The 13,185-nt window shown below is 61.2% G+C and carries 15 protein-coding genes and 1 pseudogene; 9 read left to right on the forward strand and 7 right to left on the reverse strand.

Annotated features, from left to right (window positions below):
• Both CYR32_RS17005 and CYR32_RS17010 read right to left on the reverse strand, forming a co-directional pair.
• Nucleotides 1-184, reverse strand: a pseudogene (locus CYR32_RS17005) (type VI secretion system tip protein VgrG); the annotation flags it as partial.
• A gap of 294 nt (nt 185-478) precedes the next feature.
• Entirely contained in the window at nt 479-1,234 is a 756-nt protein-coding gene (locus tag CYR32_RS17010; RefSeq protein ID WP_101826346.1) for a DeoR/GlpR family DNA-binding transcription regulator, read from the reverse strand.
• 84 nt (nt 1,235-1,318) lie between these two features.
• Between CYR32_RS17010 and CYR32_RS17015 the strand changes: the two genes are divergently transcribed.
• Nucleotides 1,319-1,903, forward strand: a complete 585-nt coding sequence (locus CYR32_RS17015; protein WP_101826398.1) for an NUDIX hydrolase — start codon at nt 1,319-1,321, stop codon at nt 1,901-1,903.
• A 66-nt stretch (nt 1,904-1,969) separates the two neighbouring features.
• Here CYR32_RS17015 and fos read toward each other — a convergent pair whose 3' ends face one another.
• Entirely contained in the window at nt 1,970-2,389 is a 420-nt protein-coding gene (gene fos, locus CYR32_RS17020; protein WP_101826347.1) for a fosfomycin resistance glutathione transferase, read from the reverse strand.
• Between the two features lie 240 nt (nt 2,390-2,629).
• Between fos and CYR32_RS17025 the strand changes: the two genes are divergently transcribed.
• Complete coding sequence (locus tag CYR32_RS17025) at nt 2,630-2,923, forward strand: hypothetical protein (RefSeq protein WP_101826348.1); 294 nt, start codon at nt 2,630-2,632, stop codon at nt 2,921-2,923.
• Nucleotides 2,920-3,132, forward strand: coding sequence for a hypothetical protein (locus CYR32_RS17030; protein WP_101826349.1), 213 nt, complete (start codon nt 2,920-2,922; stop codon nt 3,130-3,132). The genes CYR32_RS17025 and CYR32_RS17030 overlap by 4 nt, the downstream gene beginning before the upstream one ends.
• A gap of 98 nt (nt 3,133-3,230) precedes the next feature.
• On the opposite strand, the gene CYR32_RS17035 is transcribed toward CYR32_RS17030, so the two are convergent.
• On the reverse strand, nt 3,231-4,250 hold the full coding sequence (locus CYR32_RS17035) for a LacI family DNA-binding transcriptional regulator (protein WP_101826350.1): 1,020 nt from the start codon (nt 4,248-4,250) through the stop codon (nt 3,231-3,233).
• A gap of 105 nt (nt 4,251-4,355) precedes the next feature.
• Complete coding sequence (locus CYR32_RS17040) at nt 4,356-5,405, reverse strand: Gfo/Idh/MocA family protein (protein WP_101826351.1); 1,050 nt, start codon at nt 5,403-5,405, stop codon at nt 4,356-4,358.
• A 436-nt stretch (nt 5,406-5,841) separates the two neighbouring features.
• Between CYR32_RS17040 and CYR32_RS17045 the strand changes: the two genes are divergently transcribed.
• Genes CYR32_RS17045 through CYR32_RS17055 form a run of 3 tightly spaced genes read left to right on the forward strand, consistent with a single transcriptional unit; the run spans nt 5,842 to nt 9,694 of the window.
• Complete coding sequence (locus CYR32_RS17045) at nt 5,842-6,558, forward strand: gluconate 2-dehydrogenase subunit 3 family protein (protein ID WP_101826352.1); 717 nt, start codon at nt 5,842-5,844, stop codon at nt 6,556-6,558.
• A gap of 36 nt (nt 6,559-6,594) precedes the next feature.
• Complete coding sequence (locus tag CYR32_RS17050) at nt 6,595-8,367, forward strand: GMC family oxidoreductase (protein ID WP_101826353.1); 1,773 nt, start codon at nt 6,595-6,597, stop codon at nt 8,365-8,367.
• 1 nt (nt 8,368) lies between these two features.
• Nucleotides 8,369-9,694, forward strand: coding sequence for a c-type cytochrome (locus tag CYR32_RS17055; protein ID WP_101826354.1), 1,326 nt, complete (start codon nt 8,369-8,371; stop codon nt 9,692-9,694).
• A 32-nt stretch (nt 9,695-9,726) separates the two neighbouring features.
• Here the strand turns inward: CYR32_RS17055 and CYR32_RS17060 are convergent, their stop codons facing one another.
• Nucleotides 9,727-10,254 carry a GNAT family N-acetyltransferase gene (locus CYR32_RS17060; protein WP_101826355.1) on the reverse strand — a complete coding sequence of 176 codons (528 nt, stop codon included), beginning with the start codon at nt 10,252-10,254 and terminating at the stop codon, nt 9,727-9,729.
• A 164-nt stretch (nt 10,255-10,418) separates the two neighbouring features.
• Between CYR32_RS17060 and CYR32_RS17065 the strand changes: the two genes are divergently transcribed.
• The 3 genes from CYR32_RS17065 to CYR32_RS17075 all read left to right on the forward strand — a co-directional run bounded on the left by CYR32_RS17065 (nt 10,419) and on the right by CYR32_RS17075 (nt 12,397).
• Complete coding sequence (locus CYR32_RS17065; RefSeq protein ID WP_101826356.1) at nt 10,419-11,159, forward strand: NADPH-dependent oxidoreductase; 741 nt, start codon at nt 10,419-10,421, stop codon at nt 11,157-11,159.
• A gap of 210 nt (nt 11,160-11,369) precedes the next feature.
• Nucleotides 11,370-12,107, forward strand: a complete 738-nt coding sequence (locus tag CYR32_RS17070; protein WP_101826357.1) for an AzlC family ABC transporter permease — start codon at nt 11,370-11,372, stop codon at nt 12,105-12,107.
• Nucleotides 12,104-12,397 (forward strand): AzlD family protein, encoded by a 294-nt coding sequence (locus tag CYR32_RS17075; RefSeq protein WP_101826358.1) that lies wholly within the window; start codon nt 12,104-12,106, stop codon nt 12,395-12,397. The genes CYR32_RS17070 and CYR32_RS17075 overlap by 4 nt, the downstream gene beginning before the upstream one ends.
• Nucleotides 12,398-12,413: 16 nt before the next feature.
• Here CYR32_RS17075 and CYR32_RS17080 read toward each other — a convergent pair whose 3' ends face one another.
• Nucleotides 12,414-13,118, reverse strand: coding sequence for a DJ-1/PfpI family protein (locus tag CYR32_RS17080; protein ID WP_101826359.1), 705 nt, complete (start codon nt 13,116-13,118; stop codon nt 12,414-12,416).
• Between the last annotated feature and the right edge of the window lie 67 nt (nt 13,119-13,185).

The raw sequence follows: 13,185 nt of genomic DNA on the forward strand, positions 1-13,185 counted from the left end.
GCATCAGGAACGCAGCGGGGTCAAGGGCCTTATCGGGGCTGGTAAAGGTCAGGCGGTAACAGAAGGGCAGGCTCAGCGCCTCCTCGCTGCTCAGGCCCAGGATGTCCAGCTCAGCGGTGCAGCCGCGCACGCGGAGTAAATGGTGGCGGTGGTCAAAAGATATCGGCGGGGTGGATTTTTTCATAAGGCTCCCTGTGCACGCCGGGGCAACATCATCCGGCGTCAACGCGTTGTAGAAGGTGGAGAAAAAAACAACGCTGAGCAACATAGCATAGAAAAATAAGCATATGAAATACAAAGATATTATGGGTTGAAGGTGGGGTATTTAGCGGGGTGATATTTTAAAAGGGGCGGTAGAAAAACTACATGTCATTTATAAGCCTTCGCATTTTCTACGTCATAGACGAAGGCTTACGGCGGCTGGCATAGTAGAGATAATAATCGCCCCAATAGGCCGCTCGTCGCCTAACACCACCAATTACGCGCGGATGACCGCCACCTGCTGCCGGGTTAACGCCGCGACCATCTCCGGGGCCAGATCAGTATCCACAATTAACGTGCCGGCCAGCGACAGATCGCCGATGGCGAAGGGGGAGGCGGCGTTGATTTTCTCCTGCGAGGCCATCACTACCGTTTCCGCCGCCCGGGCGGACAACGCCCTTTTTATGCCCGCTTCTTCATAATTCCCGGTGGTGAACCCGGCAGTTTTATGCACGCCGGTGACGCCCATAAAGAACAGATCCGCATTTACCCGACTGATGGCCTCGATCACCGAGGCCCCCATGGTCACCACCGAGTGTTTAAAGAGTTTCCCGCCGATAAGGATCACCTCAACAGAGGGGTGCGCAACCAGCCCCACGGCAATGCTGGGGCTATGGGTCACCACCGTAATCGGCAGATCCGGCGGCAGGAACGTGATCATCTCCTCCGTGGTCGTCCCGCCATCCATCAGCACGACCTGGCCCGGTTGAATAAGGCTGACCGCCTTTTGGGCAATCGCCTGTTTTGAACGAATCTGCACGTTTTTGCGTATATCGAATGGGGCGAGGGCGGCAGAAACCGGCAGCGCGCCGCCATGTACCCGTTGTAATAACCCCTCGGCCGCCAGCTCCCGGAGATCCCGGCGGATAGAGTCTTCAGAAAGCCCGAAGCGCTGGCTCAGTTCTGAGGAGAGCACCTGTTTCTCCTCGGCCAGAATCTGCAAAATCTGTTGTTTCCGTTGGCTCGCCAGCATGATCTCTCTCTTCACGAATTTTCTTGATATTGCACGATTGTGCATGATAGCGTGTTTTTTGTCACCCTTAATGAGGCCTTAACCGTGGAAAAAGATCGGCAACGCGTGCGGCATATCAGGGAAACCCTGTTATCAGACAACTGGTACACCCTGAAGAAATATACCTTCGAATTTTTACGCCGTGACGGCACCTGGCAGGCGCAGAGCAGGGAGGCGTATGACCGGGGAAACGGCGCGGTGATCCTGCTGTTCAATAAAGCCCGGCGCACCGTGGTATTAACCCGGCAGTTCCGTTTTCCGCTCTATATCAACGGCCACTCCGGCTTTTTAATCGAAGCGGCGGCCGGGCTGCTGGATAACGCCTCACCGGAAGCGCGGGTCATGGCGGAAGCGGAGGAGGAGACCGGCTTTAAGATCGCCCAGGTGCAGAAGGTGTTTGAGGCCTATATGAGCCCCGGCTCCGTGACGGAGAAACTCTACTTTTTCATCGGGGAATATACCGCACACCATCGCCGCGGGGAGGGCGGGGGCATCGTGGAAGAGGGCGAGGATATTGAGGTGCTGGAGTGGCCGTTTGAGCGCGCCCTGGCGGCCATCACTACCGGCGAAATCATGGATGCCAAAACCATCATGCTGCTTCACTACCTGGCTGTACACCACATTCTATAAAGAGTAACCCGTTGAAAATAAAGATGATATTGATCGCAGGGCTGGAAAGGTAACCGGACAGCCAGTTCAATTCTTCTTAAACACCATGCCCTGGTAAGGCACCTTGCGGCAGGCTGAAAGCCGCTGGGCGAGGGTGCCGACATGAATTTCTAATTTATGGCCGTCTGGGTCGAGAAAATAGAATGATTCACCTTCACTGCGGTTCTGTTTCCAAATGGTTACCCCGGCCAGACATAAACGGTGGGTGAAAGAGGAGAAATCCTGTGAATCAATCGTGAAGGCGTAATGTGTGTAATCGCTGTCTTCTGAAGACGTAAAGCGGCGGGCTGCATCTAATGACAGGCATAACCAGAGCGGGCCGCAACTCAAGTAGGCTCCGCTTTCCCAATGTGCCTGAAGGTCCATCTGCAATAAGCCATGGTAGAAATCCAGGCTGGCTGCCATATCAGATACCGCCAGAGTAAGATGATTAAGCCCTTGAAGCATGAACCCCCCTTGCACAATAAATTTGGCCTGATGTTAAGCAGCGAAGAGTAACAGACGAGCAACTGGCTGCACACCTTGTGTCCCCGGCGCGTTCATTTTCTTCGCCCGTACAGCGGATCACTCTGATTTTCTTCTTATCGACGTTAACGTTTGCGGGAATCGGGTACACTGTTAGCGGCACGTTGCCGGTTTGTTTTCATCATTGTTTCTGTCATTTAATTTAATGTTACGGAGTTGTGCATGAATGAAATAACCAGTCTGACCGTTAAAATCCCCACCGAATTAAAAGAGAAGCTGAAAGCCGAGGCAGAAGAGAAGAGCCTCAGCCTGAGCCAGCTGACCGCCGCCCTGCTGGACGAAGTGCTCGCCGGCACTGCGCCAGGTGCCGCCGATGTGGACCGCACCGAATACCAGGATGATCTGGAAGAGAGCATTGAAGCCGACAGTGCCGCGGACAATAGCGCCTCCTCTGAGCCGCCGCTGACGGCCAAAGAACTGCGGGGGCTGAGAAAATTGCTCAGGAAAAAGAAATGACAGCATCAGAAACATTACGGAACAGCGCATCGGCCGAGGGTGTCAGTGAGGCACTTGAGATGCTGCATTCCGGGCAACACCGTTATATCAGGCTCGATTGGAATATTGGCAGTGATGAGTTTTTCCGGCTCGCCTCCGCCTGCGCTGACGCAGGGGCAGAAGTGAAGCAGGATACCGGGGCGTTCGTGATCGTGGCAGAAGAGGCGTAGGCCGCACCCGCCTGCAATGGTCAGGCAGCGGAGACAGCGCTTCTGTCGGTGGGGCAGGTCGCGGGCAACGGCGTCTCTGCCCCTGTTTATTTAACGGCTCAGTGCTGGTTTTCGGGCGTCACCAGCCGGAAATCAACGTTGCCCGTGACGTAGGTGTCCGGGGCATCGCCGCTCTCCAGGTAACGCAGCAGAATATCCGTGGCGAGCTGGGCGTGCTGGCGGGCGTTCTGGTCAATGGTCAGGGAGAGCACATCCTGCGTCAGCAGCGTGCGGGTCAGGGAGTAGAGTTCGTGGGTGATGTAGAGGCAGGCACCCGCCAGCTGGTGCCGCGCCAGCGCCCGGCTCACTTCGGTATTACCCATTCCGGTGTTATACAGCCCCACCACATTCTCCGCCCCGGCCAGGTGCCGCTCCAGCAGCCCGCTGATCAGCGCCCGGTCATCCTGCCCGGCCAGTGCCTCACGCAGGCGCAGATGCGGGAACCGCTGCTGCATCACCTGGCGGAACCCCTCAATGCGTTGCCGGTGCGCCCGGTAGTCAAACCGCCCGCTGACCATGATCACCTCACCCGGTGTCGCCAGCATTTTCCCCATCATCAACCCGGCAGTGCGCCCCGCCTGAAGCTGGTTAATGCCGACGTGGCAGAGCCGCGGCGCGTCCGGCAGATCGGTCACCAGGGTGATCACCGGCACGCCGCGCGCCTTGCAGAGTGCCAGCGCCTCATGGATCGCCGGGTAATCCTGCGCGAACACCATAATGCCGTCGCGGGTACGGCTGCACGCCTCAAGGTGCCGCGCCAGCGTCTCCGGCTGGGACTCAGGGATAAAAGTGCGGTGCAGGGTCAGGCGGCGGTAGCCCAGCCCGTCGGCAATGTGGCTGAAGTCGGCGGCGAGTTGCCTGAAGAAAAAGGAGCCGTTGGCGCTGAGGATCACCTCAATCTGCCACGGGTGGTTATAGGCTTCCGGCAGCACCCGTTTCAGCCCGCTCTGCCGGGCCGCCTGTAACACTTTTCTGGCTGTTGCTGGAGAAACGCCGCCCCGTTCATTAAGCACCCGGTCAACGGTTGCCACACCGACGTCCGCCATTTTGGCGAGCATTTCGAGGGTGAGCTTTTTCATGCGTTTTCCATAACCATAAAAAACCGGCCCTGTGACGGGCCGGTATGTAAAATATTATCGAATATTATGCGGGTGAAAATGTTACCTGCAAGAAGCGAATTGTTGCTAAACGATTCGCGGCTCACGCTCTTCATTAAACACAATGCCGAGCTGGCGGCGCACTTCATCCATCACCGTCAGGGTAGTGAGAGTGGTGGCCAGCGGCCGGATCGGCGACTCCGTCAGCCCTTGCCCCACGCACCAGGCGACATGTTCCGCCTCGTAGCGGAGCTGGGCGTAGTGGTGGCCCTCGTCCTGCCAGTGCAGCGTGTTCCCGCCCTGGTTGGCCGTCAGGGTGAAGTTGCCGGGGGCGTAGAAATGCCCGTCCAGCACCAGCCGCGCCTTGCGCCCCGCAATCACTGCCGTGCCCGGCGTGCTGCTGAACAGCGTGGTGTTCAGCACCGAATGCAGCCCCTTGGCATGGGTAAACAGCATCGACGCCTGCCCATTGACGCCGCCTGGCGCTGCCTGCCCGCGGGCGCAGATTGTGTCAGGCGCGCCGTTGCCGACCTTGACGCTGAATGCCACCAGATAGCTGCCGAGGTCGAGCATCGGCCCGCCCGCCAGATCGGGGTTGAAAATCCGGTGATCGGGCGTGAAAAACTCCCCGTGGTCGGCAATCAGCGTATGCAGCTCGCCCAGTTCGCCCTGCTCCAGCAGTTGGGTCAGCACATCATATTTGGGGGTGAAGTCGCACCACATCGCCTCCATGCAGAACCGCTTCTGCACCTGCGCCTCGGCCTGCAAGGCCCGGCCCTCCTGCGCGTTCAGCGCCAGCGGCTTTTCAATCAGCACATGCTTGCCCGCCCGCAGGGCGTGCAGGCCATCGGGGAAGTGGTGGTTATGCGGCGTGGCGATGTAGACCGCGTCCACCTCTTTCAGCGCCAGCAGCGCGGCGATGTCATCACACACCTTCGGGATCGCCCATTTTTCGGCGAAGCGGGCGGCTTTCTCTTTGGTGCGGCCGGCCACCGCCACCACGTTCTGTTGGGTGTGGCGGCACAGCGCCTCGGTGAAGCGTTCGGCGATCCAGCCGGGGCCGATGATCCCCCAGCGCAGGGTGGGCAGCGGGCCGGGGGCAACCGGGCGGGGGCGGGGCAGAGAGGTCGTTAACATCGTCACTCCTTGTGAGAATCATGATTGGATTAAGGTCGGGTCACGCAGGGTCTACCGACACTATAGAAAGGAGAGGCGCGGCAGGGGTACTTCACCGTTGATGGAAAACCATCAACGCAAACGTACCCAGGATCGGCGGAAAATTTTATGATACCGGCAATGTTATAGTTTTATTAAAAAAATGATTCAGATGTAAAACCAACACCTTATATCCGCGGCCCCCTTCTGCTTCCCACCTGATGAAGCAGAGGGAGCCGTGCCGATTTCACGTGGCCGGGCGCAGGCACTCTCGCCGCCCACCTTCCCGGCCGCGTTTTTTATGGCGACAAAGTAAACCGATTCACCCACGGCGGCTGAAGGCTGCCCGTGAAACCGTGCGCGCCGGTAACAGGCGCTGTGAACATGTTGAGCAATTTTTTTAGTAGCAGGGAAAAGTATGAAACGCAGAGAGTTTCTCACCTCACTGGCCGCCGTCGGGCTGGCCACGTCGTTGCCCGGCGCCCGGGCCGAAGAGATCAGCGGCGGGCAGCCCTGGGAGACCGGGAAGATCAATACCCCGCCCCCACCGCCCCGCACCGGTGGGTTGCAGTTTTTGACCGCCCACGAGTTCGACACCGTCGGCGCGATTGCCGAGCGCTTTATCCCGGCGGATGAGATGAGCCTGAGCGGCAAAGAGGCGGGCTGCGCGGTGTTTATCGACCGCCAGCTGGCCGGGGATTACGGCAACGCCGTGGCGATCTACCGCCTGGGCCGCTTTGTCAAAGGCACGCCGGAGCAGGGCAACCAGTCCCCGCTGACACCTGCCCAGCGCTACCGCCAGGGGCTGGCCGCGCTGGACGCCGCCACCCAGGCGCGGTTCGGCAAGCCGTTCGTCGGGTTAACCGGCGACCAGCAGGATCAGCTGCTGCACGCAATGGAAGCGGACAAGCTCGACCTGGGCGCGGAGGTGGAAACCAAAGTCTTCTTTGAACTGCTGCTGCAAAACGTCCGGGAGGGGTTCCTGGCCGACCCGATTTACGGCGGCAACAAGGGGATGACCAGCTGGAAGATGATCGGGTTCCCCGGCGCGCGCTATGACTTCCGCGATCTGCTGGGCAAAAAAGGGCAGAAGCTGAACATCATCCCGACCAGCCTGATTGATAACACCCTGTGAGTGGGCTCTTTTTTACGTCGTACGGTATCTGAAATAATGAAAAATGTTCGTCCAAAAGCTGATGTTGTGATTGTCGGCCTGGGGTGGTGCGGCTCCCTGATTGCTGAGGAGCTGACCCGCGCCGGGTTGAATGTGGTGGCCATTGAGCGCGGCCCCTGGTTTGAGACCGCCACCGATTTCCCGCCCTCTATCGACACCGACGAGCTGCGCTGGGACACCCGCCGCAGCATGTTGCTGCCGCCCGCCGTGGAGACCACCACGTTCCGCAACACCCTCCAGCAGAAAGCGCTGCCGACCCGTGACTGGAACCTGAATGAGCTGGGTTACAACGTCGGCGGTTCCGGCACCCACTGGGCCGGGATGGCGTGGCGCTTTACGCCGTTTGACTTCGAGCCCTACAGCCAGACCGTGGCGCGCTACGGCAAAAAACAGATCGCCGACGGCCTGATCCTCCAGGACTGGGGGGTGACCTATGACGAGCTGGAGCCGTTCTACGATCGCTTCGAGAAAATCGCCGGGGTCTCCGGCAAGGCCGGGAAGCTGAACGGCAAAACCATCGAGGACGGCAACCCCTTTGAGGGCAACCGCAGCAGCGAATACCCGCTGCCGCCGCTGGAGGGGATGCGCCTTACCGACCTCTTCCGCGATGCCGCCAAGTCCCTGGGCCAGCACCCGTTTATGGTACCGGCCGGGCAGGCCTCCCGCGCCTACGTCAACCCGCTTGGCGTGCGCATGGGGCCATGCACCTATTGCGGCTACTGCCTCTACTACGGCTGCGGTAACTTCTCCAAGTCCAGCCCGAACGCCTGCGTGATCCCGGCGCTGATGCAGCGCGGCAATTTCACCGTGCTGACCGACTCCGCCGTGGTGCGCGTCAACAAAGCTGAAGACGGCAAAACCGCCACCGGCGTCACCTACATCGACCGCAATAAGCAGGAGTGGGAGCAGCCGGCCGGCATTGTGATCCTCTCGGCGTTCCAGATGCAGAACGTGCGTTTGCTGCTGCTGTCGAAAATCGGCCGCCCGTACGATCCGGTCACCAAAAAAGGGGTGGTGGGGCGCGCCTACAGCTTCCAGACCGTCTCCGGGGCCAGCCTGTTCTTTGAGGATGAGAACCTTAACCAGTTCATCGGCGCGGGGGCGCTCTCCCAGCAGGTGGATGACTTCAACGGCGACAACTTCGACCACACCGGCATGGGCTTTATCGGCGGCGCAGGCATTCTGGTGGTGGCGCGCGGTGCGCGGCCTATCGGCAATGCCGATGCCCTCCCGCCCGGCTCACCGCGCTGGGGCAAAGGCTGGAAAGAGGCCTACACCCACGCCTTCCAGAACGCGACCTTTATCTTCGGGCAGGGCACCAGCTTCTCCCACGAAGATTACTACCTCGACCTCGACCCGGAATATGTGGACGACAACGGCAACGCGCTGCTGCGCGTCACCTTCGACTACAACGAGAACGATCGCCGCTCGGCAAAATTCATCGAAGAGAAGAGTGTGGAGCTGGGCAAGGCCATGGGCGCGAAAACCGTGATCGGCACCAACTCCGCCTCAGGGCACTATTCGCCCTATAACTTCGCCAGTGACCACACCATCGGCGGCGCGGTAATGGGCACCGACCCGGAGACCAGCGTGCTTAACCGCTACCAGCAGAGCTGGGACATGCACAACCTGTTTGTGCTGGGGGCCTCCTCCTTCCCGAATAACGCCGGGTACAACCCGACCGGGACCATCGGCGCGCTGAGCCTCTGGACGGCGAAAGCCATTATTGAACAGTACCTCAAAAACCCTGGCCCGCTGGTGAAGGTGTAACATGAAAAAATTCAGATTAGCCGGCGGCATCGTGGTAGCGGCCGCCGTGGCGGCGGGCGTGATGCTCTGGATGAACGGCTCCACCGCCGCCGATGAGGTGGCCGGTGACCATACGCGCACCGATGCGCCGCTGACCGACGCCGATGCAGCCGCCGTGGCGCGCGGCCACTATGTGGCGCTGGCGGGGGACTGCGTCGCCTGCCATACCGCGCCGGAGAGCAAACAGGCTTACTCCGGCGGCTACGCCATCAGTACGCCGTTCGGCGGCATTTTCGCCAGCAACATCACCCCGGATGCGGAAACCGGCATCGGCGCGTGGACGGAGCGCGACTTCTTCCGCGCCGTGCGCCACGGCAAAGGCAAAGAGGGGGAGAACCTCTACCCGGCAATGCCCTATAACGCCTACGTGAAAGTCAGCGATCAGGACATGCACGACCTCTGGATGTACATGCGCTCGGTGAAGCCGGTACACAACGCGGTGCCGGAGACCAACCTGCCGTTCCCGTACAACATCCGCCTGGCGATGATGGGCTGGAACCTGCTGTTCTTCAAAAACGCCCCGTTCAAACCTGACCTGACCAAAAGCGCCGAATGGAACCGGGGGGCCTACCTGGTGGAGGGGCTGGAGCACTGCGCCGCCTGCCACACGGCGAAAAACCTGATCGGCGGCGACACCAGTGCCTATTTGCAGGGCAGTAACCTCAGCGAGTGGTATGCACCGGAGATCACCAGCAACAAGGTGACCGGCATCGGGAACTGGAGCCGCGACCAGGTGGTGCAGTACCTGAAGCTGGGCAGCAACCATGTGGCGGTGGCCTCCGGCCCGATGGCGGAAGCGGTGACCAACTCCACCCAGTACCTCACCGACGCCGACCTCTATGCGATCGCCACCTACCTGAAGTCGCAGCCCGGCTCCGACCGCCGCAAACCGCAGGCGCTGCCGGCCGGCGACCCGCAGATGAAGATGGGGGCCAACCTGTATGAGGTGAACTGTACCGCCTGCCACAGCAGCGACGGCACCGGCATCCCGCATCTGGCGGCCAGCCTGGCGGATAACCCGGCCATCATCGGGCCGGACGCCTCCTCGCTGATCTCGACGGTGTTGCAGGGCGGGCGCGGGGCGGTGACCCACGGCAACCCCACCAGCGGGGCGATGCCGAGCTTCGCCTGGAAGTTCACCGACGAGCAGGTGGCGGCGGTGACCACCTACATCCGCAACGCCTGGGGCAACGCCGCCTCCCCGGTCAAGGCAAGCGAGGTGGCAGGCAAACGTGAGGTACTGAAGTTACCGCCACAGATGCCCGCCCAGAGCGCAGCCTCCCGGTAACCCTCTCCCCGGCCACGCCCTGTGGCCGGGAATTATCCCTCGCGCGCCAGCTGGTACACCCAGTCATCATAAACCCGGCCATGAAGGGGATAACTCTCCTTAATCACCGCCGTTCGCCGGAAGCCGTTTTTCTCCAGTACCCGGCCGGAGGCGCTATTTTCTGCCACAATCACCGCTTTCAACAATTGGATCGGCGTATGCCGGAACGCAAACTCACAGAGCGCCCGCAGCGCCTCTCCGGCAACGCCGCGCCCCTGCGCCGCCACCGCGACCGTATACCCAACCTCCGCGACATCCGGCCCCTGCTCACCGTGACGTAACCCGATATGGCCCAGCGGCGTGTCATCGCCATGCGCCCGGATAATAAAGTCCAACGGATGTGCCGCGCCCGGCACCCAGGGTTGCAGACGATGTTCAAATTGCGCCCGGATCGCTTCGGCAGGGGCAATCTCCGACATATAACGCATGATGCCGGCATCCTGGCGCAACTGAAGGAAAAAGGGCCAGTCATGTTCAGCCAGCCGGGTCAGGGTAAAACGGGGGGTAAGTAAAGGCTCCATCCGCCGTGCTCCATGTGATAGGGGGAAGGGTAACCCTAACCGCTTTGGCGGCGCGGCACACCGGTTTTATGCAGCCTTTTTACCCGTTTTTTCACCGCACAACGAAACAATTATCGCGTTAGGAATAATAGTAGGGTGACAGGCAAGACTACCTGGAGAGCAACATGAATTCCGTTATTGATACCCTGACCAGCCATCGCAGTGAAAGAAGTTTTCTCGATACCGCTATTTCAGATGACACGCTGGAGGCGATTATCGCGTCGGCTTACCGTGCGCCGACCTCGGTCAACTCGCAGCAGGTGTCAGTGATTGTGACGCGCGACAGCGCGCGCCGCAGCCAGATTGCCGCGATTGCCGGTGGGCAGCCGTGGATCGCGCAGGCCCCGGTGTTCCTGACTTTTGTGCTGGATATGCATAAAAGCGAGCAGGCGATTGCGCTGAACGGCGAAACCCAGATCGCCCACGAGAGCATCGAGAGCCTGGTCTCCGGCTGCACCGACATCGGCATCGCGCTGGCCTCCGCCATGGCCGCGGCGCGCTCCGCCGGTTTGGGTGTGGTACCGATTGGTGGCATCCGCCGCAGCCCGGACGAGATGATCGACCTGCTGGAACTGCCGTCCCTGACCTTCCCGGTGGTGGGCCTGGCGATCGGCTACGTGGACCAGCCGGCGCACCAGAAACCGCGCCTGCCGCTGGCCACCTTCCGCCATACCGAGACCTATAACAAGGACGGCCTGCCGGAGATGATCGCCGACTATAACCGCGAGATTCAGCAGCATTGGGAAACCATCGGCCGCACCGACGGCGACAGCTGGAGTGAAAGCGTCGGCGGTTATTATAAAAATATCTATTTCCCGAAAGTCCTGCCGGCCATTATCAAGCAAGGCTTCGGCACCGGGAAATAATCTCTGGCGGCGAAAGGGAGACCTTTCGCCGCTGTTTTCTCCGCGCGTTTCCCCCTGCCTTTTGCCGTTTCCCCTGCTTTTTTGTTCCGGTATTCCCCGGCGTCTACCTCCTCCTGAGTGTTAAAAAAATGTTGCCCCTACGCTATACTGCGTCGCCGGTAGGCCAGGCTGTCGCCTGCGCCGGTTCAGGGATCATGTCAGGAGGGAGCGATGTCAGATTCAGTAAGCAAGGTGTCCACGGAGACGACCTTGTCGGGTGAAGTGTTCCGCGGGGTGCTGGCGGCGCTGCCGGTGATGATCGGCATTTTGCCGTTCGGGCTGCTGCTGGGGGCGCAGGCCGCCCAGAAAGGGTTCACGGCGGGCGGGCTGTCACTGCTGACCGGGCTGAACTTCGCCGGGGGATCGGAGTTTGCGGCCATCGCGCTCTGGACTTCCCCGCCGCCGCTGCTGACCATCGTGCTGGTGAGCCTGCTGGTGAACAGCCGCCACCTGCTGATGGGGGCGTCGCTCGCCCCCTACCTGCACCATCTCCCGGCCAGGAAAGCGCTGCCGGCGCTGTTTTTCATGTGCGACGAGTGCTGGGCGATGGGCATGGCGGACGCCCTGGAGCGCCGCGCCCGCGGGCTGGCCCCGGCGCTGAGCATGGGCTTCTATGCCGGGGTGGCGGGTGCGCTCTGGCTGCTCTGGGTATTCTCCACCGGAGCCGGGGTGCTGGTCGGCCCGATGCTGGGTGACATTACCCGTTTCGGGTTTGATATGGCCTTCCCGGCGGTATTTCTGGTGCTGCTCAAAGGCATGTGGCGCGGCACCCGGGCAGCGCTGCCGTGGCTGGTGAGCCTGGTGAGTGCCGGGGCGGCCTGGCACCTCTTTCCCGGCACCGCCTATTACGTGCCGGTGGGGGCGCTCTGCGGTATCGCCGCCATTCTGCTGCTGGGGAAAAAAGCATGAGCACCACCACGATCCTGACCATCCTGCTGATGGCCGCCACCACCTACCTGACGCGGGTCGGCGGCTACCTGCTGCTGCGTGACCGCCAGCTCGGCCCGCGCACCCGTGCCGTAATGGAAGCCGCGCCGGGCTGCGTGCTGATCACGGTCATTGCCCCGCATTTCGTCACCCGCCAGCCTGCCGAGATCCTGGCACTGGCGATCACCCTGCTGGCCGCGATGCGGTTTTCGCTGCTGCCGGTGGTGGTGATCAGCGTGGCCGCCACCGGGTTGCTGCGCCATTTCATGTAGAGGGTAAAACCGCGCTTTACGGCTGCTTGTCTGAGCGGTGCAGGGCAGCGGCCGCGCGTTCAGTCACGGCGCGGCGCTTCGCCACAAAGGCAGCGCTCTGAGCGAGGGCAGCCTGCAGCAAGGCCGGGGAGGCGCTCTGCGGCGAACCGGCAAAGAAGGGCGGTGCCGGGTCATACTCCATATGCAGCTGGATCAGCTGCGCCGCCTCTTCCCCGTAGATCTCCGAGACCACATGCAGCGCAAAATCGATGCCGGACGTCACCCCGGCACCGGTGATGCGGTTGCGGTCATGCACCACACGCTCGGCAACCGGCGTGGCCCCCAGCAGGGCGAGCTGGTCCAGCGACGCCCAGTGGCTGGTGGCGCGATAACCCTGCAGCAGCCCGGCCGCCCCGAGCACCAGCGAGCCGGTGCAGACCGAGGTCACCAGCCGCACCTTTTGCGCCTGCTGGCGCAGGAACGCCAGCGTCTCCTCATCTTCCATCAGGGCAATCTGCCCCGGCCCGCCAGGCACGCAGATCACATCCAGATCCGGGCAGTCGGCAAAGGTGGCGGTGGGCAGCAGGCCAAGGCCGCGGTCAGCCTTCACCGGATCGAGGGTTTTCCAGATCAGGTGAACATCGGTATAGGGCGCACGCACAAACACCTCATACGGCCCGGTCAGGTCAAGCTGGGTCAGGTTGGGGAACAGCAAAAAACCCACGGTAAGGGGGCGCGACATAGGGTCATCCTTGTTAAGAAGCGGTGACTTACCTTGCGCAACTTTCCGGCAGGTTGCAAGCCCTGGT

Origin of the sequence: Chimaeribacter coloradensis, from assembly GCF_002858715.1 — a bacterium.
Taxonomy (GTDB): domain Bacteria; phylum Pseudomonadota; class Gammaproteobacteria; order Enterobacterales; family Enterobacteriaceae; genus Chimaeribacter; species Chimaeribacter coloradensis.